Source organism: Streptomyces sp. NBC_00250 (genome assembly GCF_036192275.1).
Taxonomy (GTDB): Bacteria; Actinomycetota; Actinomycetes; order Streptomycetales; family Streptomycetaceae; genus Streptomyces.
The window spans coordinates 3,560,082-3,583,529 of sequence record NZ_CP108088.1 but is presented as its reverse complement, the minus strand read 5'-3'; the positions used below and the strand labels follow the sequence as shown (position 1 = coordinate 3,583,529).

Below are 23,448 nucleotides of genomic sequence, written 5' to 3'. Positions count from 1 at the left end.
GGGTCCCTCCCCGCCCGCAGGGGAGCCGTCGGCCGGAGGAGCGGCCCGCCGGGTCCGTCAGCGCGGCAGCGTCGCCGGGTTGCCGCCGTTCGCCTCGTACCCCGCCACCGCCAGGTTCCGGAAGACCGTGAACTGCGCCGCCGGGTCCCCGCTCAGCGTCCACGGCACCGCGCCCACGTGCCCGTCGACCTTCACCAGCTGGTGCATGGCTTCCGCCCAGCGCTCGCCGCGCACCAGGAACCAGACGAGCAGATGACGGACGTGCGCCAGCATCGGGTCGTCGGGACGGGCCGAGTTCACCGCGTACAGCGCGCCGTCCATCGCCTTCGACACCACCGCCGTACGGAAGAAGTCCTGCACCAGCACCACGTCCGGCACGTGCTCGTACACCGCGAACAGCGGCAGCGCGGCGAGCAGCGAACCCCGCGGGGCGCGCGCCGCGGCCGTCGTCGCGAAGTGGTCGGCCTCCTGGCGCGAACCGTGCCACTTCTCGCACCAGTAGTGCAGGGCCGCCAGATGGGCCCCCATGTGCTGCGGCGCCCGGTCGATGACCCGCGCCCACACCTGGTCGAACTGCTCGTGGGAGTAGCCGAGACCGCGCGCCACGGCCAGCTGCGTGATGTACGGGACCGGGTCGCCCGGGGCGAGCAGCGCCGCCTCCTCGGTGACCTTCCGGGCCTCCTCCAGGATGATCCGGAAGTCGTCGGTCCCGGCCGCCGAGGAACGCCAGGCCTGCTGGACCAGGAACTCGGCGTGCACGGCCGCGCCGCCCGCGTCCTTCGGGGCCTCCGCCCGCCAGGCCCGCAGCCACGCGCCGCCCACGCCCGGCCGCTCCTGGAGTTCGAGGGACGCGGCGCCCGCGAAGGCCTGGACGCGCTGCCAGCGCACCTCGCCGTCCTTGTCGGTGGCGGCGAGCAGCCGCGAAGCGGCCCGCCAGTCCTGGGTGGCCTGGACGACGTCGAGGACGTGCAGGAGCTCGTCGTCCTCGCCCGGGAGCCGTACGTCCTGGTCCTCCTGCAGGACGAATCCGTACGCCTCCGGATCGGCGGCGTCCGGCGCGCCCGGCGCGACCTGACGGATCCCGCCGCCGCCGCGGCGGCGCAGCAGGTAGGGGCCGAGGACGCCGAACAACAGGCCCATCGCGATCAGGAACCAGAGAATCTCCATGTGTCCATTGTCCAGGACACCCGGTGAGACGATCTCGGCGCCGGGGGTCGCTCGGGACTACGCTCCTGACACATGAGCGACCAGCACTCTCACCAGAGCTTCGAGACCCGCGCGATCCACGCGGGCAACACCGCCGACCCGCTGACCGGCGCGGTCGTCCCGCCCATCTACCAGGTGTCCACCTACAAGCAGGACGGCGTGGGCGGGCTGCGCGGCGGTTACGAGTACAGCCGCAGCGCCAACCCCACCCGTACGGCCCTTGAGGAGAACCTTGCGGCCCTGGAGGGCGGCCGGCGCGGTCTCGCCTTCGCCTCGGGGCTGGCCGCCGAGGACTGCCTGCTGCGCACGCTCCTCGCGCCCGGCGACCACGTGGTCATCCCGAACGACGCCTACGGCGGCACCTTCCGGCTCTTCGCCAAGGTCGTGCAGCGCTGGGGCGTGGACTTCTCGGTGGCGAACACCTCCGACGTCGAGGCGGTGCGCGCCGCCGTCAACGACCGTACGAAGCTGATCTGGGTCGAGACCCCGTCGAACCCGCTGCTCGGCATCACCGACATCGAGGCGATCGCGGGCGTCGCCCGCCAGGCCGGCGTCAAGCTCGTCGTCGACAACACCTTCGCCTCGCCGTACCTCCAGCAGCCGCTGGCGCTCGGCGCGGACGTCGTCGTGCACTCGCTCACCAAGTACATGGGCGGCCACTCCGACGTCGTCGGCGGCGCCCTGGTGACGGCGGACGAGGCGCTCGGCGAGGAGCTCGCGTACCACCAGAACGCGATGGGAGCGGTCGCCGGTCCCTTCGACTCGTGGATCGTGCTGCGCGGCATCAAGACCCTCGCGGTCCGCATGGACCGGCACAGCGAGAACGCCGAGAAGATCGTCGAGATGCTGACCCAGCACCCGAAGGTCACCCAGGTCCTCTACCCGGGCCTCCCGGAGCACCCGGGGCACGAGATCGCGGCCAAGCAGATGCGCTCGTTCGGCGGCATGATCTCCTTCCGCGTGCAGGGCGGCGAGCAGGCGGCCGTCGAGGTCTGCAACCGCGCGCAGCTCTTCACCCTCGGCGAGTCCCTCGGCGGCGTCGAGTCCCTCATCGAGCACCCGGGCCGGATGACCCACGCGAGCGTCGCGGGCTCCGCCCTGGAGGTCCCCGCGGACCTCGTCCGTCTCTCGGTGGGCATCGAGAACGTCGAGGACCTGCTCGCGGACCTGCGCCAGGCGCTGGGCTAGAGCCCGGTCACGTGATCACCGGGGGAGCCGGCCGGACCGGTCGGCTCCCCCGGTGGCCGTGTGCCTCACCTGTCGGCGGTGTTGTCGGGTTCCGGAGCCCGCCGCCGTGTGCCGCACCTGTCGGCGGCGTTCTCAGGTTCCGGAGCCCGCGCGGGCGACGTGCGCGACGAGGGCGTCCCGTCGGCGCTTCAGGTCGCCGAGCACCGTGGCCTTCTCGCGTACCAGCCGCTTCTGGTTCTCGACCTCCACGCTGTGCCACTTCTCGACCAGCATGACGTCGCGCTTGCACCGGATGTCGGTGGTCGCGGCGGTGATCTCCGCGGCGGTCGGAGCGGTCCCCTCGCGGCGCCAGGCGGGGTCGGCCACGGCTTCCTCGGGGGTCTTGTACGCGTATCCGGCCTTGCTCATGCAGGTGCTCCAGCGTGCGACCGCGTCGAGCACGATCCTGCTGTTCCGCGCCTGTTCCCAGGCCTCGTAGCGCAGGGTGTCGAGGGCCATGGAATCCATTCCCTGCGGGGGAGCTCCCAGGGTCTTGTAGGCCCGGCCGCGACACCCGCCCTCGGGGACCGGTTTTCCGCCGAATTGTTTCACGTTCTCTCCCGTGTACACGTCGCGTGTTTTCTGGGGGAGTTTCCTTGTGCGATCGATGTTCGCTCGGCCGACTTTCTGTGCCTCTTCCTGGGTCATGCCGTCGGGGAGCGGGACGCCGTATCCGAACTTTTGGGCCCGGGGGAGATCGATGACGCCGTATCGGCGGGAGTTGCCCGTTACGGGGGATTTCTGCACATCGGCCTTGGGCCAGCTCAGGCCGTATTCCTTCATGCAGGCGTCGGAGAGTGTGTGGACGGCGTCGGCGAAATTGTCGCGCTGGGCCTCACTGAATGCGTAGGCGTCGAGCGGGAGGCGGATCTCGCGTCCTTCGTAAGCGGCCGGATCGCGAGTGATCTCGAGTTTCGCCCCGGTCTTCCGGGGAGGTTCCTCCTGGTTCGAGCATCCCGTGACCGCGAGGCCGAGGACGGCGAGCGCGGCGAGACGCCGCCGTCCTCTGCTCACGTGGGACATCGTCACCAGGGGCAGCTGGGGTTGCTGGTGAAGCAGTGGGAGCTCCACTTGTTGCTCCAGCCGCCCTCCCAGTTGAGCTTGTAGCCCGGCTCCTGGCCCCCGTCCGTGCCCGTGTAGTTCGCATCGGCGAAGAACCAGACCCTGGTGTCGGGGTCACGGTTCCAGGTGGAGGTCACGGTGTCGTTGATGGGCGTGTTCGTGCCGTAGTACGTGCCGGTGTACTCCGGCTTGCTGTAGAGCGTGTCGTACACGGCGCCGGTGTAGTTGTTGGTGTCGTAGAGACACACTTCGCCACCGTTGGAGCTTTCGCATACACCGTTGTAGCTGCCCGCGGTGGCGCTTCCGACGAAGCCCGTGGTGGCGGTGAAAGCGATTGCGGCTATCGCGGAAATGGCGCGCATTTTCTTCATGCGTACTCCCTCTGTCGCCGTACTCGGGGTGTCCGTGGCGGACCGCCAAGGGCACCGAACGGGAGGACGCTACACCGCGCTGATCTTGGACTCAACCTTTATTTTGAGCGGCACTATCCGGCCACTGGCCGGATTAATCACGCCAGGCGGAATACTTCCGCCAGGCGGAAATGCTTCCTTCTTGATTCGATGGATTGTCGGATTCGTCCTGGGTGATCTTCAGGCCGGGGCCTTCTCGTCCTCCAGCGACTCGCGTACCGAGGTCCGCAGTTCCGGGGTGTCCTCGTGGCCGTGGACGGAGACGGCGTGCTCCGACGCGGCCCGCACCACTTCCTCCTCCTCACCGCTGATGGTGAGGGTGCAGTTCATGACGCTCGGCGTGTTGCGGCAGTCGGCGACTTTCCTGGTCATGGCAGCCTCAGCCTTCCCGGCACGAGGAGACGTGCCGTCCCTTCCAGGCTAGGCCGGTCCTCACCAGCCTTCGAGCGGCGGCGTCGTCTCCGCCGGCGGGACCTCCCACGGCCGGGCCACCGACGCCCACACCACGAACGCGGTGACGGCGACCAGGCCCAGGAACCACAGCGCCCGCCGCATCCGCCGGACGCGGTCCAGCCGCCGGGATCCGCGCTCGGCGGCCCGTCGCGCGAGGTCGCCGGGGACCGACGGGTGCGGGGTGTCGAGCAGCCGCCGGACCGCCGCCTCCTTGTCCTCGCGCCGGGTCACGCGGCCGACCCCCGACGTGCGCCGTCCCGGCCCCTCAGCGTGGCCACCGCGCGGTCGCAGACGGCGCGGACCCGGGCCTCGGGCAGTCCGAGCAGTGCCGCGACCTGTTCCTCGGCGACCCCCTCGTACAGCCGGAGGACGACGACGAGCCGTTCCTGCGGGTGGAGCGGGGCGAGGACCCCGCCCTGGCCGCCGTGGTGCCGCCAGGCGGTGCGCGCGAAGCGGGCGGCGAGCTCGCGCCGGGTGAGTTCGTACGGGTCCTCGTCCCGCAGCCGGTCCCACACCGCGTACGTGTGTGCCAGGGCGGCCGTCAGCAGGGCCTGGGCGTGCGGGTTGCGGGTGCGGGTCTCGGCGGTGAGCAGGGTCGCGGCGTGCAGCAGCCGTCCCGCCGCCCCGGCCACGAACGCGTCGAACTCCCGGGCGTGGTGGGCGCGTTCGACGCGGTGTCCGTTCCGCTGCTCTGCCACATCCTCATCTGAGGACAGCGCGGGGGTGAGGTCAAGAGGTCGGCGCGGACTCGCTCGGCCCCTCGGCAGGCCCCTCGTTCGCGGACGGACCTGCCGACAGGGCTGCCGAAGGGGTCGCCGACGAAGCCGTCGACGGGGCCGCGGACTCCGCGACCGGGCCGCCCGTGTGCGCCGACTGCCGTGCGGACAATGCGGTGTTGAAGCGGGTGAGCAGGCTGCAGAAGGACTCCCGCTCGTCCGGCGTCCAGCCCTCCGTGACCTCCACCATCAGCTGGCGGCGCGAGGAGCGGACCTCCTCCAGGCGGGACAGGCCGCGCGGCGACAGCTGCAGCACGACCGCGCGCCCGTCCTCCGGGTGCGAAGTGCGCTTCACCAGACCGGTGTCGACGAGCGGGGCGACCTGGCGGGTGACGGTCGACGAGTCGATGCCCATGCCCGCCGCCAGCGCCTTCACGCCCATCGGACCTTCCTGGTCCAGGCGGTTGAGGAGCAGGTAGGCGGCGCGGTCCATGGAGTTGCGGAGCTGACCGGTGCCGCCGAGGCGGGTCTGCTCGGCCCGGCGGGCGAAGACGGCCACCTGGTGCTGGAGGGCATCGAGAAGACCGGGGTCGAGCTCAGTCGTCATGTCCTGAGATGTGGGCATGGCTGTGGGTCTCTCTCGTGCGGGGGTGGTCGGTTGGTGGGGGACAGAGTACGCGGCCCCGGGGGGGTCCGTACCGGGGCTGCGCAAACCCGCTGAGGCACCTGTCGGCCGGGCGGCCATCAGGGCCGTGAGCTGCGAGACTTGCTGTCATGAGCTTCCGTACGCCACACCCCTTGCACCGCCTGATGCTCGACGACGTGCGGGGGGCGCAGAAGATGCTGTCCGGGGTGGCCCGGATGACGGCGATGGAGGGCAGTCGTCATCTGTCGTCGCTGGTGGGGGCACCGGTGCACCTCAAGTGCGAGAACCTCCAGCGGACCGGTTCCTTCAAACTGCGCGGGGCGTATGTACGGATCGCCGGGCTGCGGCCCGAGGAGCGGGCGGCCGGCGTCGTCGCGGCCTCGGCCGGCAACCACGCGCAGGGCGTCGCGCTCGCCTCGAAACTGCTCGGCGTCCACGCGACCGTCTTCATGCCGGTCGGGGCGCCGCTGCCGAAGGTCGCGGCGACCCGGGAGTACGGCGCCGAGGTCCGGCTGCACGGCCATGTCGTGGACGAGACCCTGGCGGCGGCGGAGCAGTACGCGCGGGAGACCGGGGCCGTCTTCATCCACCCCTTCGACCACCCCGACATCATCGTCGGGCAGGGCACGGTGGGCCTGGAGATCCTGGAGCAGTGCCCGGAGGTCCGGACGATCCTGGTGGGCGTCGGCGGCGGCGGTCTCGCCGCCGGCATCGGGCTCGCGGTGAAGTCGGTGCGCCCGGACGTGAAGGTGATCGGTGTCCAGGCGGAGGGCGCGGCCGCCTATCCGCCCTCGCTGGCCGCCGGGCACCCCGTGGTGATCGAGTCACCGGTGACGATGGCGGACGGGATCAAGGTGGGACGGCCGGGCGACGTGCCGTTCGCGCTGATCCAGGAGTACGTCGACGAGGTCGTCACGGTCTCCGAGGGCGCGCTCTCCTCGGCGCTGCTGCTCTGCCTGGAGCGGGCGAAGCTGGTCGTCGAACCGGCCGGCGCCAGCCCGGTCGCCGCCCTGCTCAGCGACCCGAAGGCCTTCCGGGGGCCGGTGGTGGCGGTCCTCTCCGGCGGCAACGTCGACCCGCTGCTGCTCCAGCGCATCCTGCGGCACGGCATGGCCGCCGGGGGGCGCTACCTGAGCCTGCGGCTGCGGGTCACGGACCGGCCGGGGGCCCTCGCGACCCTGCTCGCGGTCCTCACGGTGGCCGACGTGAACGTCCTGGACGTGAGCCATGTACGGACCGACCCGGGGCTCGGCCTGACCGAGGCCGAGGTCGAGCTGCACCTGGAGACGAAGGGCCCGGAGCACTGCCGCGAGGTGGAGGACGCGCTGCGGGACGCGGGGTACACGGTGCTGGGCTGACGGGATCCGTAGGCGGCCCCCCCCGTAACCCCCGTATCCGTCCCGCATCCTCCCGCATCCGTCCCGCATCCGCCCTGCTCAGCCCGCCAGGCGCGTCCGTGCCGCGCGGGCCAGGAGGGTCACGAGCCCGCCGGCCAGCGCACCCGCCGCGACGAGGCCGAGGGGCCGGCCGAGGTCGTGCCGGACGGGCCGGACGGACCGGTCCGGCCGGGACGCCCGGACGGCGCCGGCGGGGGTACGGGGCGCGGCCGCCGCGTGTGAGGCCGTGTGCGAGGCCGTCCCGTGGGCGAGGGAGCGCTCCAGGCGGATCAGGAGCGGACGCGGGTCCTGCCCGGACGCCGCCGCGAACTGTTCGACCGCGATCCTGGTCGGCAACTGCTTCTGGTTCAGGAACCGTTCCCACGAGGAGCGGCTGTAGTGGGTGCGCTGTGCGAGCTGGCCGTAGCTGAGCTCCGTGGCGCCCTTGATCCGCCGCATCTCGGCGGCCAGCTCCGCCCAGGGCGTCGCCGCGCAGCCCTCGCACCCGGCGCAGTTCCCGCCCGCCCCGTCGTTCGCTTCGGCCCTGCCCGCGTCACCCGTACCGACCGCCATCTCCGGTTCCCCCGTTCCGTCGAACTCCGTGCCAGGCCCCCACCATCCCCCGCCGAACCAACGGTCCTCCAACGGCCCGCCAACGGCGTCCCGCCTCCCCGTCCCGCACCCTCCCCCCGCTCCGTCCCCCGCCTCCGCTTCCGTCCCAGGGACGGCCGGGAGCGGCGCCGCGCGCGCCGTGCGGAGCCAGGCGACCGGGCCATGATCATGTGTCCCAGGTCACAAATTCACTGAGCAGGGAGGGCTCGGCAAACCTAGGATCGGTAGGAAACGCCCGAATTCAACGTTCGAATCTCCCTGGGAGTACCCACATGCCAGGCGCGATCTACGCCGAAGGTCTGGTGAAGACCTTCGGTGACGTACGAGCTCTGGACGGCGTGGACCTCGACGTACCCGAGGGCACCGTCCTGGGTCTGCTCGGCCCGAACGGCGCGGGGAAGACGACCGCCGTGCGCGTGCTGACCACCCTCCTGCAGCCCGACAGCGGCCGGGCGTTCGTCGCCGGGTTCGACGTCCTCAAGAACCCCGACGAGGTGCGGCGCTCGATCGGACTCTCCGGCCAGTTCGCGGCCGTCGACGAGTACCTCACCGGCCGCGAGAACCTCCAGATGGTCGGCCGGCTCTACCAGATGAAGGCGAAGCCCGCGAAGGCTCGGGCCGACGAGCTCCTGGAGCGGTTCAACCTCGCCGACGCCGCCGACCGCACCGCCAAGACGTACTCCGGAGGCATGCGCCGCCGCCTCGACCTGGCGGCCGCGCTCGTCGTGTCCCCGCCGGTCATGTTCATGGACGAGCCGACCACCGGCCTCGACCCGCGCAACCGGCAGGGCCTGTGGGAGGTCATCAAGGAGCTCGTCGCGGGCGGTACGACCCTGCTGCTCACCACGCAGTACCTGGAGGAGGCCGACCACCTGGCCCACGACATCTGCGTCGTCGACCACGGCAAGGTCATCGCCCGCGGCACCTCCGACCAGCTCAAGGCCCAGACGGGCGGCGAGCGCGTCGAGGTCGTCGTCCACGAGAAGGGAATGATCCCCGGCGCCCGGGACGTCCTCGCCCGCTACGGCATCGAGGGCATCGGCCACGGCGAGGTGTCCGTCGAGGATCACACCCGCAAACTCACGGTCCCCGTCGCCGGCGGCGCCAAGCTCCTCGCCGAGGTGATCCGCGACCTGGACGCGGTCGGTGTCGAGATCGACGACATCGGGCTGCGCCGCCCCACCCTCGACGACGTCTTCATCTCCCTCACCGGCCACGCGGCCGAGCGGGAGGCGGAAGAGAACGGCAGCACGGTCGGCCCGGACGATCGCGGCCGCAAGCGCGTGAAGGAGACGGCCGAGTGAGCACCATGAACGACTCCCTGGTCATCGCCCGCAGGAATTTGATCAGAATGTCCCGAATTCCGGAGATGATCCTTTTCGGGCTCATCCAGCCGGTGATGTTCGTGATCCTCTTCACGTACGTCTTCGGCGGCTCGATGCAGATCGGCAACAGCACCGACCCGGACGTCTACAAGAACTTCCTGATGGCCGGCATCTTCGCCCAGACCGTCACCTTCGCCACGGCGGGCGCGGGCGCGGGCATCGCCGACGACATGCACAAGGGACTCATCGACCGGTTCCGCTCGCTGCCGATGGCCCGCGGCGCGGTCCTCACCGGCCGCACCCTGGCCGACCTCGTACAGACCGCGCTGACCCTCTTCGTCCTCGCGATCGTGGCGCTGATCATCGGCTGGCGTCCCGGCTACGCGGAGCCGACCAACTTCGCGAGGGTGATGGCCGGCTTCGGCCTGCTGCTCCTCCTCGGCTACGCCTTCACCTGGATCGGCGCACTGATCGGCCTCTCGGTCCGCACCCCGGAGGCGGCCACCTCGGGCGGCCTGATCTGGCTCTTCCCGGTCACGTTCATCTCCAACGCCTTCGTGGACTCCAGCAACCTGCCGGGCTGGCTGCAGCCCGTCGCGGAGTGGAACCCGTTCAGCGCCACCGTCCAGGCCTGCCGCAAGCTCTTCGGCGACCCGGGCCTGTCCCCGTCCGACGCCTGGCCGATGCAGTACCCGGTGTGGGCGTCGCTGATCTACTCCGTCCTGATCGTCGCCATCTTCCGGACCCTGTCCGTCCGCAAGTACCGCCGGGCGAACGGCTGACGGTGCCGTCCGCCCGCGTCGAACGGGCCGGTCAGGGCAGATATCCCGAGGCGACGAGGCCGTCGGGGAGGGCGAGGAACACCGCCCCTCCGGCGGCCAGCGCGTCTCCGGTGGTCTGCGGGCGGATGTCGTCCGGCACATCGACCTCGAAGTCTTCGGCGTCCTCGCCGGCGGAGGGTCCGGCCGCGGGGACGGAGATCACCGCGTTCTTGCCCACCACGATCACCCGGTCGCCGGCGAAGTAGACCCGCTGTGGATCGCCTTCGGTGACGATCACGTTCCGCGACCAGCGCCGCTGACCGCTCCGCAGGTCGTAGGCGCTCACGGTCTGCCCGGTCGTGACCGCCACCAGACCGTCCGCGTTCACGGCGGGTCCCGCCGTCACCCACGTACCGAGGGACCGCTGCCGCTTCAGTGAACCGGCGTCGAGCACGGCCACCGAGCCGTCCGGTGTGCCCGAGCAGAGCACGCTGCCGCTCCGCTCGTGCACGGTGATCTCCTGACAGCCCTCCGCCCCGCGCGCCGTCTCCTTGCCGGTCCGCGCGTCGATCGCCACCGGCACGGTCCCGAGCGGTACGTACACCCGCCCGCCCGCCGCCACCGGCTGCTCGGGGATGCCGTCGAGCGGCGCCCGCCACAGCTCCCGGCCCACATCCGTCCCGTTCCCGCCCAGCTTCACCGCCGTCACGAGCCCGGCGCCCCGCTCGTCCGCCAGGTTCACATAGGTGACGTGGAGGACGCCGTCGGCCAGGTCGGAGCCCTTCATCGCCCACTCGGCGCCGGGGCCGGGGAGGGTGCCCTGCTTCCCGCCGTCCTGGAGGCCGTACGCGACGGTCCCCGCCGCCTCCGTGACGTACACCCGGTCGCCGATGACCGCCGGGTACTGCGGTGCGGACCGCAGCCCGTCGGCATCGGTGCGTGCAGGCACCGACCACAGCTCGCGGCCGTCCGCCGCGTTCAGCCCCACGAGCGCGCCGCCGGAACCCGCGCAGACCAGTACCTTCGGGGAGAGGGAGCAGGCACCGTCGGCCGCCGTGGTCCTCGCGATCCAGGGCGACCAGCCCGCCGGACGGTTGCCTCGGTCCGTGCCGGTCCGGCCGAAGTCGTTGGTACGGCCCTTCCCGCCGTACGGCAGGACGACCTGGCTCAGCGTCGCCGGGGCGGGATTCCCGGTCCCGGTCGCGCCGGGTGAGGCACTGTTCGAGGTCGAGGGCCCCGCCGTCCCGCCACCCTCCTCGCCGTTCCGGTCCAGCAGCACCACGCCCGCCGTCGCCAGGACGGCCACCGCCACGGCACCGGCCACGACAGGGCCCCACCTGCGACGACGCGGTTCCCCGGGCGCGACCGGCGGTGTCACCGGCCGGTTCGGAACGGCGGTGGGGGAGTACGGCACCACCGGGCCGAGCGTCGGCAGGTCCGCCACGCCCGCGCCCGAGGCCGCCGCCTCACCGGCCGTCCGCGCCGCCTCCCCGTACTCGGCCAGCAGCGAGAGCACCCCGCCCGGCCAGGGGAAGACCTCGGGGGCCTCGCCGCCGAGGAGCGCCACCACCTCCGCCGCCGTGGGCCGCTCGGCCGGGTCGAGCCGCAGACACCGCTCCACCGCCGGCCGCAGCTCCTCCGGTACGCCGGTCAGGTCGGCGTCCGCCCGGATGATCCGGTAGACCACCGCGGCCATCTCGTCGTCCTGGAACGGTCCCCGGCCGCTCGCCGCGAACGCCAGGACCGCGCCCAGACAGAACACGTCCGACGCGGGCACCACCGCACGGCTGCCCGCCAGGTGCTCGGGCGACATGAAGCCGGGGGAGCCCACGACCAGACCGGTCGAGGTCAGCGCCGTCGCCTCGAAGGCCTGCGCGATGCCGAAGTCGATGAGCTTGGGCCCGGCCTTGCCGAGCAGCACGTTCGCCGGCTTGAGGTCGCGGTGCAGCACCTGCACCCCGTGGACGGCCCCCAGGGCCGTGGCGAGGGACAGACCCAGGGCCCGTACGGCCGCCACGGGCAGCGCCCCGGACCGTACGACGGCCTCCGCGAGCGACGGGCCCGGCACGTACTCCGTCGCCAGCCACGGCATGGGCGCGTCGGCGTCGGCGTCCACGAGCCGCGCCACTCCCGGCCCGTCCACCGTCCGCGCCGCCGCGATCTCCCGCCGGAACCGGGTCCGGAAGTCCCCGTCGACCTCCAGATCGCTCCGTACGGTCTTCACCGCGACCATCCGGTACGGATCGGCCGTCGGCGCGTCCGCCCGGCAGGCGAGATGCACCTCGCCCATGCCGCCCGCGCCGAGCCTGGCGAGCAGCCGGTAGGGGCCGACGAGCATCGGGGGCTGCCCCGCGGGCAGGGCTTCCAGCACCGGACTACTCCTTCTCGCCGGGAAGCTCGACGGAGACGACGCGCCCCGTGTCGTACACGAGGTGCGCCACGCCGCCGAGCGGCAGGACGGACGGCGGACGGATCTCCCGGTCCAGGTAGGTCCCGTTCACCCGGTCGTACGGGTCCTTGGCGCGCGGCCCCGGTGCTCCCGGCACCGGCACGACACGTTCCTTGCCGGGCTTTCCGTCCGTGCCGAGTGGCACCACCCGCAGGGTCGAGAAGTCCGCGTACACGACGGCGTCGCCCGTGATCAGCGGGTCGGAGACGAGCTGACGTCTGCCGTCGGCGAAGGACAGCGGGGGTAGCGGATACCGGCCGAGGACCGCACCGGTGGACGGGACGAGCACGGACACGCCGCCGGGCTCGCCGGTGTTGCCCCAGTCGGCCCAGGGCATGGGCCCCCGGTCGAGGACGACGGCGACCTGTGCGGACACCGCGGTCGGCCAGGCACCCGACTCCGTGACGGCGGCGGGCACCGCGAGGCGTCCGCCGCCCACGGGTGCGAGGGTCGCCGCATCCAGGCGGTAGAGCTCCAGTGCGGCCTTGTTGGTCGCGTCGAGCGGCGCGCAGTACGCGTACCGGCCCTGGACGTGCAGGCTGTCGCACGCCTCGGCCCGCGGCGGTACCTGGCCGCGCTCGGCGCCCGTCTTCGCGTCGTAGGCCACGAACCCGGCGTCGCTCAACGCGTACACGAGGCCGCCGGCGTACGCGACCGGCTCGAAGTCGCGGTACTTCGCCCTCGCCAGGTCGGCATTGGTGAGCGCCTTGGACCACAACGTGCGGCCGTCCGCCAGCGCGAAGGCGGTCATCCGGCCGCTGGTCTCGTCGCCGGTCGGAGCGAAGACGATCCCGTCGGCCACGATGGGCCTCGTGCCCATCCGGGCCCCGGCCTCGACCTTCTTCTCCCAGCGCACCGCGCCGCTCCGTGCCTCCCGGACCTGGAGGCGTCCGCCGGAGAGCAGGGCGACGGACGTGCCGTGGACGGCGGGAATGCCGGTGCCGCCCGCCACGAAGATCCCGCCGCTGGGGCCGATGAAGCTCTGGTGGTCGCGGGGGTCGGGCACGAGATCCGCGTCCCACAACTTCTTCCCGTTCGCCGGATCCAGCGCCTCGTACCGCCCGTCCGTCATCCGGCAGACGAGCACCGTCTCACCGGCCGAGCAGCCGAATGCCGGCGCGCTCAGCTGAGCCCGCCAGGGCTTCCAGCCGGCCGGGCGCTGGGCGGCGTTCTGCGGGACGACACCGGAGGCGTCGGCGAGACCCCGGTCGTCGACACCCGCGACCCGTGGCGCGGCGGGCGGTGCGGCCTTCGCGGGCGCCTGCGGCTTCTTCGGCCCGTCCTCCGGCCACAGCAGGTACGCGCCGACTCCACCGGCCACGACGGCCAGGGCCACGACGGCCGCGAGCAGCCGCCTCCGGCGCCCGCGCGGGCGCGCGGCGGGTGCGGCGGCCGGTGCGACCGGCGCCTGCGTCGGTACGGAGTGCAGCCCGGGCACCGTCGGGTTCACCACCGGCCTCCGGGGGTCGAGCGCCGGGGCGGTGACCTCCAGGAGCGGCCCGCCGGAGGCGACCAGCTGGGCCAGTTCCGTGCCGTACTCGCCGATGTGGTCCCGTATGCCCTCAGGCCATGGGAAGACCTTCGGCGGGCCGCCGCCGAGCAGCTCCGCCAGCTCTTCCGGTGTGGGCCGGTCCGCCGGGTCAGGGGCGAGACAGGCGGCGACGATCCCGTGCAGTTCCTCCGGGACCCGGCCGAGGTCGGCCTCGGCCTGGGAGACCCGGTAGAGGACGGCGGCGAGCGGCCCGTCGCCGAAGGGGTCCTCGCCGGTCGCCGCGTAACAGAGCAGCGAGCCGAGGCAGAAGACGTCGGAGGCGCCGATCACCCGCCGGGCGCCGGCCACGTGCTCGGGCGACATGAAGGAGGGGGTGCCGACCATCACACCGGTGGCGGTCATGGTGGTGGCGGCATTGCTGCGGGCGATGCCGAAGTCGATGAGGCGGGGCCCGTCGACGGAGAGCATGACGTTGCCGGGCTTGAGGTCCCGGTGCAGGACCCCGGCCCGGTGCAGATCGGCGAGGGCCCGGGCGATGACCGTGCCGAGCGCGCGGACGGTGGCGACGGGGAGGGGGCCGCCGCGCCGTACGGCCTGGGAGAGGCTGGGCCCGGGGACGTACGCGGTGGCGAGCCACGGCACCTCGGCGTCGGCGTCGCCGCCGAGCGGGGCGGCGGCGTACGCGCTGTCGACGAGCGCGGCGATCCTGATCTCCCGGCGGAAACGGTCCCGGAAGGCGGGATCACCGGCGACGTCCCGCTTCACGGTCTTCACGGCGACGAAGCTGCCTTCCCCGGCGCCGCCCCCGGCTGCGGCGGAGGCGTCGTCCCCGTCGGCTGCGCCCCGCCCCAGGAACACCTCGCCCATCCCGCCCGCCCCGAGCCCGGCGAGCACCTCGTACGGTCCGATCCGGCGTGGTGCGCCCTCGCGCAGCGGTCCCAGCACTTCGCCATCCCCCTTGTGACGCGACGTCAGACGCATCGGTCAGGCCGCATCATTACATGTGCATGCAGCACCGGATGCGGTACCGGACGCAGTATCGGACGCAGCCCCGCACGCAGCACGAAGGGCCGGCCCCGGTGGGGGCCGGCCCTTCGGTGAACTCAGGTGCCTCAGCCGGTGTACGGCTTCGCGCTGAGGATCTTCACCGTGGCCTTCTTGCCGTTCGGCAGCTCGTACTGGGCGTCGTCGCCGGCCTTCTTGCCGTTGACACCGACGCCGAGCGGCGACTGCGGCGAGTAGGTCTCGATGTCACCGCTCGCGTACTCGCGGGAGGCGAGCAGGAAGGTCATCGTGTCGTTCTCGTCGCCGTCGAAGGCGATCGTGACGACCATGCCCGGCTCGACGATGCCGTCGTCCGCCGGAGCCTCGCCGACCTTGGCGTGCTCGAGGAGCTGGGTCAGCTGCCGGATGCGGAGCTCCTGCTTGCCCTGCTCCTCCTTGGCCGCGTGGTACCCGCCGTTCTCGCGCAGGTCGCCCTCTTCACGCGCGGCGGCGATCTTGATGGTGATCTCCGTGCGCGCGGGACCAGACAGGTACTCAAGCTCGTCCTTGAGCTTGTTGTACGCCTCCTGGGTGAGCCAGGTGACGTTGTCGCTGGTCTGGGTCACAGGTGCTCCTCGTAGGTACTGGGAATACAAAGCATCGCCCTACACGGGAAAGCTCTGCTGTCCCGGGTGGGCGAAACCACGAGCCTAACAATGAGTGGCGAAAAGCGGGAGGACATAACCATCAGGATGGCGTCACACCAGGTCACCGCGGTGACTCGCCGGGACTCGACACCCGGTCCCTACCCACCGCTACCGAGCCGTACACCCCACGAGCTCGGCACTGGTCGCGCGAGCGGTCGTACGGAGCGAGAAGACGTGGTCGACCCTGGTCGCGGGGTCGTCGATCCGCACGTCCTTGCGGGCCACCTCGGCGCCGTCCTCGGCGCGGGAGCGCAAGGTGCAGACGCCCTTGACGCCCTCGTCCTTGCGGATCTCCAGGTGGACCTGGACCTCGGTGGCGCTCACCACGTCGAACTTGATCATCTCGGCGCTGATCTTGCTGTCGACGACGTAGTACCAGCCGAACCAGCCCAGCAGGCCGAGGAAGAGGACGCCGAGCACCCCGCCGATGACCTTGAGCTTGCGGTCCGCCGCCTCGTCCGCGGAGCGTCCGTAGCGCCCCTCGGGCAGCTGCTCTCGCACCGCGCTCATGATCGATCCTCTCGAAGCCGGGGGTGGCGGAATTTTCACTCCCCCGATTCCGTCACTATAGAGACCACCCTCCGCGACGAATCACTGAGGATCGAGTCTTGACTGAGCAGCTGCGACTGATGGCCGTTCACGCCCACCCCGACGACGAGTCGAGCAAGGGTGCGGCCACGATGGCCAAGTACGTGTCCGAGGGGGTGGACGTCATGGTGGTGACGTGCACGGGCGGCGAGCGTGGCTCGGTCCTCAACCCCCAACTTCAGGGTGACGCCTACATCGAGGCGAACATCCACGAGGTGCGCCGCAAGGAGATGGACGAGGCCCGCGAGATCCTGGGCGTCTCCCAGGAATGGCTGGGATTCGTGGACTCGGGCCTCCCCGAGGGCGACCCGCTGCCGCCGCTTCCCGAGGGCTGCTTCGCCCTCGCGGACGTCGACACCGCGGCCGGGGAGCTGGTCCGCAAGATCCGCTCCTTCCGCCCGCAGGTCGTCACGACCTACGACGAGAACGGCGGATACCCGCACCCCGACCACATCATGACCCACAAGATCACGATGGTGGCCTTCGACGGTGCGACCGACACCGAGAAGTACCCGGAGGCCGAGTTCGGCCCGTCGTGGCAGCCCCTGAAGCTCTACTACAACCAGGGCTTCAACCGTCCCCGCACGGTCGCCCTGCACGAGGCGCTGCTCGCCCGCGGGATGGAGTCCCCGTACGGCGAGTGGCTGGAGCGCTGGAAGGAGTTCCAGCGTGCCGAGCGGACGCTGACCACCTTCGTGCCCTGCGCCGAGTTCTTCGAGACCCGGGACAAGGCCCTGATCGCCCACCGCACCCAGATCGACCCCGACGGCGGCTGGTTCCGGGTCCCGATGGACATCCAGAAGGAGGTCTGGCCGACGGAGGAGTACGAGCTCAGCAAGGCGCTGGTCCCGACCTCCCTCCCCGAGGAAGATCTCTTCGCGGGCATCCGCGACAATGCCTGACATGAGCGCACACCTGGCACTGACCCAGCTTGTCCCCTTCGCCGCCGAAGAGCTGGACAAGAACAAGGTGACCCCCGGCGTCCTCGGCTTCGTCGTCTTCGCGGTCCTGGCCCTCGCGGTCTGGCAGCTGATGAAGTCGATGAACCGCCACATGGGCAAGGTCTCCTTCGAGGAGGCCCCGGACCCGGACGCCGCACCGGAGACCCCGGCCGCCAAGGCCGGCGCCGCCGGCAAGTAGCCGACCCGCCCCCGGGTCCGTACCGCACCGGTACGGACCCGGGGGCGTCGCCGTACCCCGGAGGGCTACTCCACCGGCACTCCCAGCACCTCCCGGGCGTGCCGGTTCGGCACCATGCCCAGGTCCCAGGCCTGCCAGGGCGTCGACGGGTGGACGCCCCGGTCAAGGAGCACGGCGTACGCCTCGGCGCAGTCGTCGAGCCGCGGGTCACGGGCCGGGTGTCGGTCCCCGATCAGCGCGGCCAGCTCCTCGCGGGCCGTGGCCGTCCCCGGCTCCGGGCTGCCCGGGACCGCGTGCGGGAGCAGGGTGCAGCGCAGGAACCGGGCCCAGTCGGCGCCTCGCAGGTCGCCGTACGTGCCGAACAGGGCACGGGCCTCGTCGCACAGCCCGAGCGCCTGCGGCACCCTGGTGTTGCCGGCGTCGATGATCGCCAGCTCCAGACAGGTCCACGCCTCCCCGTGCGGCACCCCGATCCGGTGGAAGTCCGCCCGCGCGTCCACGAGCAGCTGCCGGGCGAAGCCGGAGTTGCGCAGACCGCCGGTACGGGCCGCGAGCTGGTCGCGGGTGACCCGGCCCGAATGGTGCCGGGCGCTGGCGAGCCCGTACACGTCCCGCATCCGCGAGAACATCGTCCGGGCCCTGCCCAGCTCCCGTACCGCGTCGTCCCGATCGCCACGCTCCTCCAGAGCGTGCCCCAGGTGGTACAGCGTCCAGGCCTCCCCGCGCGCGTCCTCCTGCTCGCGATGCCGGGCCAGCGCGCCGCGCAGCCCCTCGACGGCCGGCTCCTCGTCCCCGGCGGCGAGCCGCGCCCGGGCGAGCTGGGTCAGCGCCCAGGCCTCGCCGCGCCCGTCGTGGATCCGCCCGTAGCCGTCGAGGGCGTCCCGCAGCTCGGCCTCCGCGCCCGGCAGGTCGCCGCGCAGCAGCAGCACCTGGCCCCGCTGGAAGTGCGCCCACGCCTGTCCGTGCGGGGACTCGTGCTCCCGGTGCAGCGCGAGGGACCGATCGAGCAGGGCCGTGGCCTCCGCCAGGTTCCCCCGGTCCCGCTCCACGGCCGCCAGCGCGTGCAGCGTCCAGCCCCGGTCGGCGGCGAGCGCGTCCGGCCCCTGCAGCGCGAGCGCCTCCCGCAGCCGGGCCGCCGCCTCCGCGAGCCGGCCCTGGTGGTGCAGGGTGATGCCGAGCGAGCAGAGCGCCAGCGCCGCCCCCGCGTCCTGGTGGGCCTCCTGGTAGAGCGAGACGACGGACGTCAGGGTCGTCCGGGCCTTGTCGAGCTCGCCGAGCTGCCGGGCCGCGATCCCGGTCCGCCACTGCACCGAGCGGGACAGCTGCCCCTGGCCGACGGACTCGGCCAGTACGTTGATCTCGCCGAGCCGGTACAGATCGCCGCGCAGCAGGCAGTAGTCGCAGAGCGCGCCGAGCAGATCGAGCACGGTCTGCTGGTCGACGCCCTCCGCGTGCCGAAGGGCCGCCGTGATGAAGCTGGACTCCTCGTCGAGCCAGCTCAGGGCCGCCTCCAGGGAACCGAAGCCATGGCCGTCGAAACGGTCGGCGCGGGTCGACATCTTGCCGTCGACCATCCGGATCACCGCGTCCGCGAGCTCCGCGTAGCTGCGGATCAGCCGCTCCTGCGCGGCGGCGATCTCCGCCGCGTCCTCCTCGTCCAGGAGCCTGGCCGCCGCGAAACCGCGCACCGCGTCGTGCAGCCGGTACCGCTCCCCGCGCACATGGTCGAGCAGCCCCGCGCGGGCCAGCTCCCGCAGCAGCCGGGCCCCCTCGGCGCCGCTCCCGCCGAGCAGCGCGGCGGCGGCCGCCGCACCGAGCGAGGCCCGCCCGGCCAGCGAGAGACGCCGGAGCAGCCGCCGGGCGTCCTCGTCGAGATCGGTGAAGTACCGCACGGACAAGGCTCGTTCGACCGGGGCGACGCCCCGGCCCGGCCGGGCGAGCAGCTGCGCCAGGTCGTCCATGGAACGCCCGCCCAGCGACGAACCGGCCGCCCGCAGTGCCAGCGGAAGCCCGCCGCACAGCTCCCGGATCCGGTCGGAGGCCTCCGCGTCGTACGGACCGGGGTCGGCCGCCCCGCCCGCCGCCCGCAGCAGCTCCTCGGCCCCGGCCGCGTCGAGCGCCGCCACGGGGAGCACGTGTACGGGTACGTCGGCCCCGAGGTCCAGCGGCTTCCGGCAGGTCACCAGGATCAGGCTGTCGGAGCGCTCCGGCAGCAGGGCCCGCACCTGGTCCGCGTCCACGGCGTCGTCCAGGACCACCGTCACCGGCACCCCGGTCAGCTGCCGCCGGTACAACTCGGTGAGCCGCCGCACCTGCTGGTCCGCCGTGGCACCCTCCCGGAACAGCAGCCGCTCGCGCGGGGCGCCGAGCCGGTTGAGGAGGTGGAGCAGCGCCTCCCGGGTCGCCAGCGGCCGCTCGCCGCTCGCGTCTCCCCGCAGGTCGACCACGCACGCGCCCCGGAACTGGTCGCGCAGCGCGTGCGCCGCCCGCACCGCGAGCGCCGTCCGACCGGACCCGGGCTCGCCGTGCAGCATGACCACCGTCGGCCGGGTCGCCGCCGACGCCCGCCCCGTCTGCACCCAGCGCGTGATCCGCGCCAGTTCCTCCCGCCGCCCCGCGAAGTCCCCACCGGGGTCCGGCAGATGACCGAAGGACCGCTCAAGCACCGCCCGCCGCCGGGCGGCCGCGCTCCGATCGGCCCCGCGCAGCCGTTCGACCCGAGGAGGGACGGCCCGCGGATCCCGCCGGATCGCCGGCCCTCCCTCCCCACCGCTCGGCGCGCCTCCGACACCGCCGTCACCCGGCAGCTCCTTCGCACCCAGGCTGCCCCGTACGCCTCCGAGGGCGTCGCCATCCATCAGCCCCTTCGCGCCCAGGCTGCCCCGTACGCCTCCGACGTCGCCGCTGCCCAGCACGCTCTCTGCGCCCCGGACATCCCGTACGCCTCCGGCCCCGCCGTCACCCAGCGGCCCCGCATCGCCCGATCCGCCCGAACCGCCCGATCCGCTCGCCAGAGAGCCCCGCCCGGCCAGGCCGCCCCGCCCGCCCGCCGAGGGAGGCCGTTCCTCCTCGCCGTCCGGCAGCGGAACCCGCCCGCTCCCCCCGCCGGACCACTCGTCGGTGCCCGTGGCGGTGCCCGCGTCCTCCTCCGTCGGCTGCCAAGCGTCGAGCCCCGGTCGTACCTCCCCGATCACCCCGGCGAGCGACAACCGTTCCCGCTCCAGGAAGGGCCGCATCCCCCGTACCTCCAGAGCCGTCAGCCACCGCTCCCGCGCCGCTTCGACGGCACCGTCCCGCCCAGCCGCAGCCGCCCTGGCCGCCCCGTCCGGCCTGCCGGCCCCGACCGATGCACCCGCCCCACCCGAGCCGTCCGAGCCGACCGGCCCGGCAGGGCCCCGCGCGTCCGGCGCAGCCGGGGCTGACCGTCCGGCCCGGCCCGGCACCGCCCGCAGCACCGTCGCCGCCGCGCTCGCCACCGCCACCGCCGCACCCGCGCCGAGTGCCGTTCCCGCCGTCGTGCCGAGGGCGAGGTCCGCGCCGACGGCCGCGACGGCCGCGACCCCGGCGATGAGGGCGGGGCCGGCGAGCGCCGGACCGGCGGAACGGTGCGCCGCGGAACCGTGCCCGGCCGGCACCGCCCCCGCCTCCGCCCGCTCCACGGCCGACAGATACGCCGCGTACTCCTTGCCCGCACGCGCCGCCATCGAGTCCAGTGCGGCCCGGCCCCGGGCGAGCAGGGTCTCCGCGCGCACCCGGCTCCCGGAGTTCCGCAGCTCCTCCTCCACCGCCCGTTCCCACAGCCGCTCAGCCTCGGCCCGATGGCTGTCCCGCATGTGCGTCCCCCTCCGCGCGTGCCCGTCCGTCCCGGTCCTGAGGCTTTGTCATGCCCCGGACCGTGCGGATCCAGTCTGCTGCGGGGCGCGCGTCGGCGCGAGAGAGGGCGTTTCAAGTCCTGTGTCGACCAAGGTGATTGAAGAATGATTGAAGAATCAATCGCGTTTGACGTTCTTTTGAAGGTCTGCTTAAGGTCGATCCGCACCCAATTGCAAATGATGTGCAGCAAGTTCACTCGGGGCCGGCGACGGGGAGACGAACGATCCGGTGAAAGGGAAGCGCGAAGTGCCCGCGATCTCCGCCGAGCGCGCCACGGTCGTCCTGGACGGGACCACGCTGCTCGCGCCGACGACGTTCGCGGTCATGCCGGGCGAGTTCCGGTGTCTCACCGGAAGCAACGGCTCCGGGAAGACGACCCTCCTCCGGGCCTTCCTGGGGAGCCGGCGGCTGACGGACGGCGCCGTCCTCGTGCGGGGAGAGACCGTCGACCTGGCCAGGCCCCGGCACCGGCGGCTGGTGGCCTCGCTCGTCGAACCGGTCCCCGTGGCCCGTGACATGACGATCCGTGAGCAGGTGACCCTGGTCGCCGCCTCGTGGTACGGCAACACCACGACGACCACCGAGCGCGCCGAGGAGATCGTCGGGCGCCTGGGTCTCACCGCACTGGGCGCGCGATTCCCCTCCCAGCTCTCCTCCGGCCAGCTCCAGCTCTTCAACCTCGCGCTGACCCTGGTCCGCCCCGCCGACGTCATCCTGCTCGACGAACCCGAGCGGCACCTCGACACCGACCGCGTCGACCTCGTCGCCACCCTGCTCACCGAGCGGGCGGAGCAGGGGGCGTCGATCCTGGTCGCCACCCATGAGACCGCCATCGTGGAAGCCTGCGACGGCGTCATGGAGCTGGGGTGACCACGGACAGCATCACCGAGGTCGAGGCCGACCCCCGGGCACGCGTCCACGCCGTACGCCACCGCTACGCCCACCGCGGTGACAGCACCACGGTGCGGGACTGGGCGTACACCGTCTATCTCACCGTCATCCTCGGCGCCGTCTACGTCGTGCCGGTCGTCACCCTGGTGCGCACCACGCGGGCGCTTCTCTCCCTGGAGTCCGCCGAGGCGGCGACACCCGTGGCCTGCCTGGTCGCGGCGGCGGTGGTCTGGGGCGCCCAGCTCGCCGGCCGGTTCTGGGGACCGCTGGTGCTCAAGCCGTTCCTGCTGCACGTGTTCATGTCCACGGACCTGTCCCCGACGCACTACCTCGGCACGATCGCCCGCCGTCGGCTGGTGTACGCGGGACTCGGCACGCTCCTCGCGGTGTGCACGGCGACGTTCCTCGGCACCGACCTGTTCGACCACCCCGGACGCGGGCTCGCACCGCAGGGCGTGGCCGTCGCGGTCGGCATCGGAGCCGTCGCCGCCGTGACGTGGCTCTGGGGCCAGGTCCGGACGGTGCGCGAGAACGTCCTGCTCGCCTCCGTCGTGGGAGTCACGGCGGTCCTCGTGGCGCTGCTCGGCCGGTCCGGCCTCCTGGCCGGCGGCGGCCTCGGGCTCGTCACCGGTGTCCTGGCGGTCGCGGCGGCGGTGCTCGGCCGGTCCGCCTTCCGGTCCGTCCGTACGGTCGACCTCGCCCGGCTCGCACGTGAATCGGCGCGTGCCGCCGAGGCCCAGGACTTCGCCTGGACCGGCACGCTCCACCACGCGCTCGATCTGTACCGACCGGAGCCGAGAGGGCTCACCACCGCCCTGACGCGACCGGACGGGCGGCTGCGCGGCCACCTCGTCCAGGGAGCGGTCCGCGCGCTGCGCACGAAGGGGCGCGCGAGCGCGGCCGCGGTGTTCCTGCCGGCCGGCGGCGCCCTGCTGACGCTCGGCGTCGCGGAGCCGGACGCCGGGCCGGCGACGCTGTCCTGGGCGGCCGGCGCGGTCGCCGTGTACTGGGGGTCCGGGTGGGTCGGCGAGACCTGGCGCGGCCTGCGCGACGAGCTGACCCTGGCCCCGCTCTACGGCGAGCGGTGGGGCGGGACGCTCGCCCGCACCCTGGCCTGGCCGGTCGTCGCTGTGGTGGCCTCGGTGGGGCTCGCGGCCGGTGTCACGGTCCTCACCCGCCTGCCCCTCGACGACGGCGGCCCGGTGCTGCTGATCACGGGGACGGTGGGGCTCGTGCTCGGCGCCAGGTTCCTGCGCGAGATGAAGACGAACCTGCCCGTCGAGTTGCTGCTCCCCATCATCACGCCGCTGGGCGACCTCTCCGCCCTCCGGGTCTTCGTGTGGCAGTTCGACGGACTCTTCGTCGTCCTGATCGGCGTCCTCGTGATGAACGGCGTGCCGACCGCGCCCGGCGCCGCCCTGACCGCACTCGGCATCACCGCCTGCTGCGCCTGGGCGGGCCTGCGCCGGACGGGATGGTCCCTCCGCCGCCTCGTCACCCGCCTCGGCCGGGTCTAGGGCGCAGCCGGCG

At 72.8% G+C, this 23,448-nt stretch carries 21 protein-coding genes; 8 read left to right on the top strand and 13 right to left on the bottom strand.

What is annotated here, in order from left to right; genetic code table 11:
• Nucleotides 1-57: 57 nt before the first annotated feature.
• Complete coding sequence (locus tag OG259_RS15895) at nt 58-1,167, bottom strand: hypothetical protein (protein WP_328942876.1); 1,110 nt, start codon at nt 1,165-1,167, stop codon at nt 58-60.
• Nucleotides 1,168-1,239: 72 nt separating this feature from the next.
• On the opposite strand from OG259_RS15895, the gene OG259_RS15890 reads away from it, so the two are divergent.
• Nucleotides 1,240-2,394 (top strand): cystathionine gamma-synthase, encoded by a 1,155-nt coding sequence (locus OG259_RS15890; protein WP_328942875.1) that lies wholly within the window; start codon nt 1,240-1,242, stop codon nt 2,392-2,394.
• A gap of 132 nt (nt 2,395-2,526) precedes the next feature.
• On the opposite strand, the gene OG259_RS15885 is transcribed toward OG259_RS15890, so the two are convergent.
• The 6 genes from OG259_RS15885 to OG259_RS15860 form a co-directional block, all read right to left on the bottom strand.
• Nucleotides 2,527-3,447, bottom strand: coding sequence for a hypothetical protein (locus tag OG259_RS15885; protein WP_328942874.1), 921 nt, complete (start codon nt 3,445-3,447; stop codon nt 2,527-2,529).
• 11 nt (nt 3,448-3,458) lie between these two features.
• Nucleotides 3,459-3,866 carry a peptidase inhibitor family I36 protein gene (locus OG259_RS15880; RefSeq protein ID WP_328942873.1) on the bottom strand — a complete coding sequence of 136 codons (408 nt, stop codon included), beginning with the start codon at nt 3,864-3,866 and terminating at the stop codon, nt 3,459-3,461.
• A 219-nt stretch (nt 3,867-4,085) separates the two neighbouring features.
• Nucleotides 4,086-4,277: a DUF1059 domain-containing protein gene (locus OG259_RS15875; protein WP_328942872.1), complete on the bottom strand. Its 192-nt coding sequence runs from the start codon at nt 4,275-4,277 to the stop codon at nt 4,086-4,088.
• A 60-nt stretch (nt 4,278-4,337) separates the two neighbouring features.
• Nucleotides 4,338-4,589: a hypothetical protein gene (locus tag OG259_RS15870; protein ID WP_328942871.1), complete on the bottom strand. Its 252-nt coding sequence runs from the start codon at nt 4,587-4,589 to the stop codon at nt 4,338-4,340.
• On the bottom strand, nt 4,586-5,056 hold the full coding sequence (locus OG259_RS15865) for a sigma factor-like helix-turn-helix DNA-binding protein (RefSeq protein WP_266895936.1): 471 nt from the start codon (nt 5,054-5,056) through the stop codon (nt 4,586-4,588). The genes OG259_RS15870 and OG259_RS15865 overlap by 4 nt, the downstream gene beginning before the upstream one ends.
• Before the next feature lie 31 nt (nt 5,057-5,087).
• Nucleotides 5,088-5,699, bottom strand: coding sequence for a MarR family winged helix-turn-helix transcriptional regulator (locus tag OG259_RS15860; RefSeq protein WP_328942870.1), 612 nt, complete (start codon nt 5,697-5,699; stop codon nt 5,088-5,090).
• Between the two features lie 149 nt (nt 5,700-5,848).
• On the opposite strand from OG259_RS15860, the gene ilvA reads away from it, so the two are divergent.
• Entirely contained in the window at nt 5,849-7,078 is a 1,230-nt protein-coding gene (gene ilvA, locus OG259_RS15855) for a threonine ammonia-lyase (RefSeq protein ID WP_328942869.1), read from the top strand.
• Nucleotides 7,079-7,156: 78 nt separating this feature from the next.
• Here ilvA and OG259_RS15850 read toward each other — a convergent pair whose 3' ends face one another.
• Nucleotides 7,157-7,669, bottom strand: coding sequence for a helix-turn-helix domain-containing protein (locus OG259_RS15850; protein WP_328942868.1), 513 nt, complete (start codon nt 7,667-7,669; stop codon nt 7,157-7,159).
• 311 nt (nt 7,670-7,980) lie between these two features.
• Here OG259_RS15850 and OG259_RS15845 point away from each other — a divergent pair, with 311 nt between their 5' ends.
• Entirely contained in the window at nt 7,981-9,012 is a 1,032-nt protein-coding gene (locus OG259_RS15845; protein ID WP_328942867.1) for an ATP-binding cassette domain-containing protein, read from the top strand.
• 5 nt (nt 9,013-9,017) lie between these two features.
• Nucleotides 9,018-9,815: an ABC transporter permease gene (locus tag OG259_RS15840; RefSeq protein ID WP_266900885.1), complete on the top strand. Its 798-nt coding sequence runs from the start codon at nt 9,018-9,020 to the stop codon at nt 9,813-9,815.
• Between the two features lie 31 nt (nt 9,816-9,846).
• Here the strand turns inward: OG259_RS15840 and OG259_RS15835 are convergent, their stop codons facing one another.
• From OG259_RS15835 to OG259_RS15820, 4 genes are all read right to left on the bottom strand, one after another.
• Nucleotides 9,847-12,165 carry a protein kinase domain-containing protein gene (locus OG259_RS15835; protein ID WP_328942866.1) on the bottom strand — a complete coding sequence of 773 codons (2,319 nt, stop codon included), beginning with the start codon at nt 12,163-12,165 and terminating at the stop codon, nt 9,847-9,849.
• Nucleotides 12,166-12,169: 4 nt separating this feature from the next.
• On the bottom strand, nt 12,170-14,680 hold the full coding sequence (locus OG259_RS15830; protein ID WP_328942865.1) for a protein kinase domain-containing protein: 2,511 nt from the start codon (nt 14,678-14,680) through the stop codon (nt 12,170-12,172).
• A 167-nt stretch (nt 14,681-14,847) separates the two neighbouring features.
• A complete protein-coding gene (gene greA, locus OG259_RS15825) occupies nt 14,848-15,345 on the bottom strand; it encodes a transcription elongation factor GreA (protein WP_328942864.1) in 498 nt (165 codons plus the stop codon).
• 189 nt (nt 15,346-15,534) lie between these two features.
• Complete coding sequence (locus tag OG259_RS15820) at nt 15,535-15,936, bottom strand: DUF4307 domain-containing protein (protein WP_328942863.1); 402 nt, start codon at nt 15,934-15,936, stop codon at nt 15,535-15,537.
• Between the two features lie 98 nt (nt 15,937-16,034).
• On the opposite strand from OG259_RS15820, the gene mca reads away from it, so the two are divergent.
• Together mca and OG259_RS15810 are read left to right on the top strand one after the other, a co-directional pair.
• Nucleotides 16,035-16,916 (top strand): mycothiol conjugate amidase Mca, encoded by an 882-nt coding sequence (mca, locus tag OG259_RS15815; protein ID WP_328942862.1) that lies wholly within the window; start codon nt 16,035-16,037, stop codon nt 16,914-16,916.
• Nucleotides 16,909-17,154 carry a hypothetical protein gene (locus OG259_RS15810; protein ID WP_266895956.1) on the top strand — a complete coding sequence of 82 codons (246 nt, stop codon included), beginning with the start codon at nt 16,909-16,911 and terminating at the stop codon, nt 17,152-17,154. The genes mca and OG259_RS15810 overlap by 8 nt, the downstream gene beginning before the upstream one ends.
• A 65-nt stretch (nt 17,155-17,219) precedes the next feature.
• Here OG259_RS15810 and OG259_RS15805 read toward each other — a convergent pair whose 3' ends face one another.
• Complete coding sequence (locus OG259_RS15805; RefSeq protein WP_328942861.1) at nt 17,220-20,987, bottom strand: tetratricopeptide repeat protein; 3,768 nt, start codon at nt 20,985-20,987, stop codon at nt 17,220-17,222.
• A 286-nt stretch (nt 20,988-21,273) separates the two neighbouring features.
• Between OG259_RS15805 and OG259_RS15800 the strand changes: the two genes are divergently transcribed.
• Together OG259_RS15800 and OG259_RS15795 are read left to right on the top strand one after the other, a co-directional pair.
• Nucleotides 21,274-21,897: an ABC transporter ATP-binding protein gene (locus OG259_RS15800; RefSeq protein ID WP_328942860.1), complete on the top strand. Its 624-nt coding sequence runs from the start codon at nt 21,274-21,276 to the stop codon at nt 21,895-21,897.
• Nucleotides 21,894-23,435 carry a hypothetical protein gene (locus OG259_RS15795; RefSeq protein ID WP_328942859.1) on the top strand — a complete coding sequence of 514 codons (1,542 nt, stop codon included), beginning with the start codon at nt 21,894-21,896 and terminating at the stop codon, nt 23,433-23,435. The genes OG259_RS15800 and OG259_RS15795 overlap by 4 nt, the downstream gene beginning before the upstream one ends.
• Nucleotides 23,436-23,448: the final 13 nt, after the last annotated feature.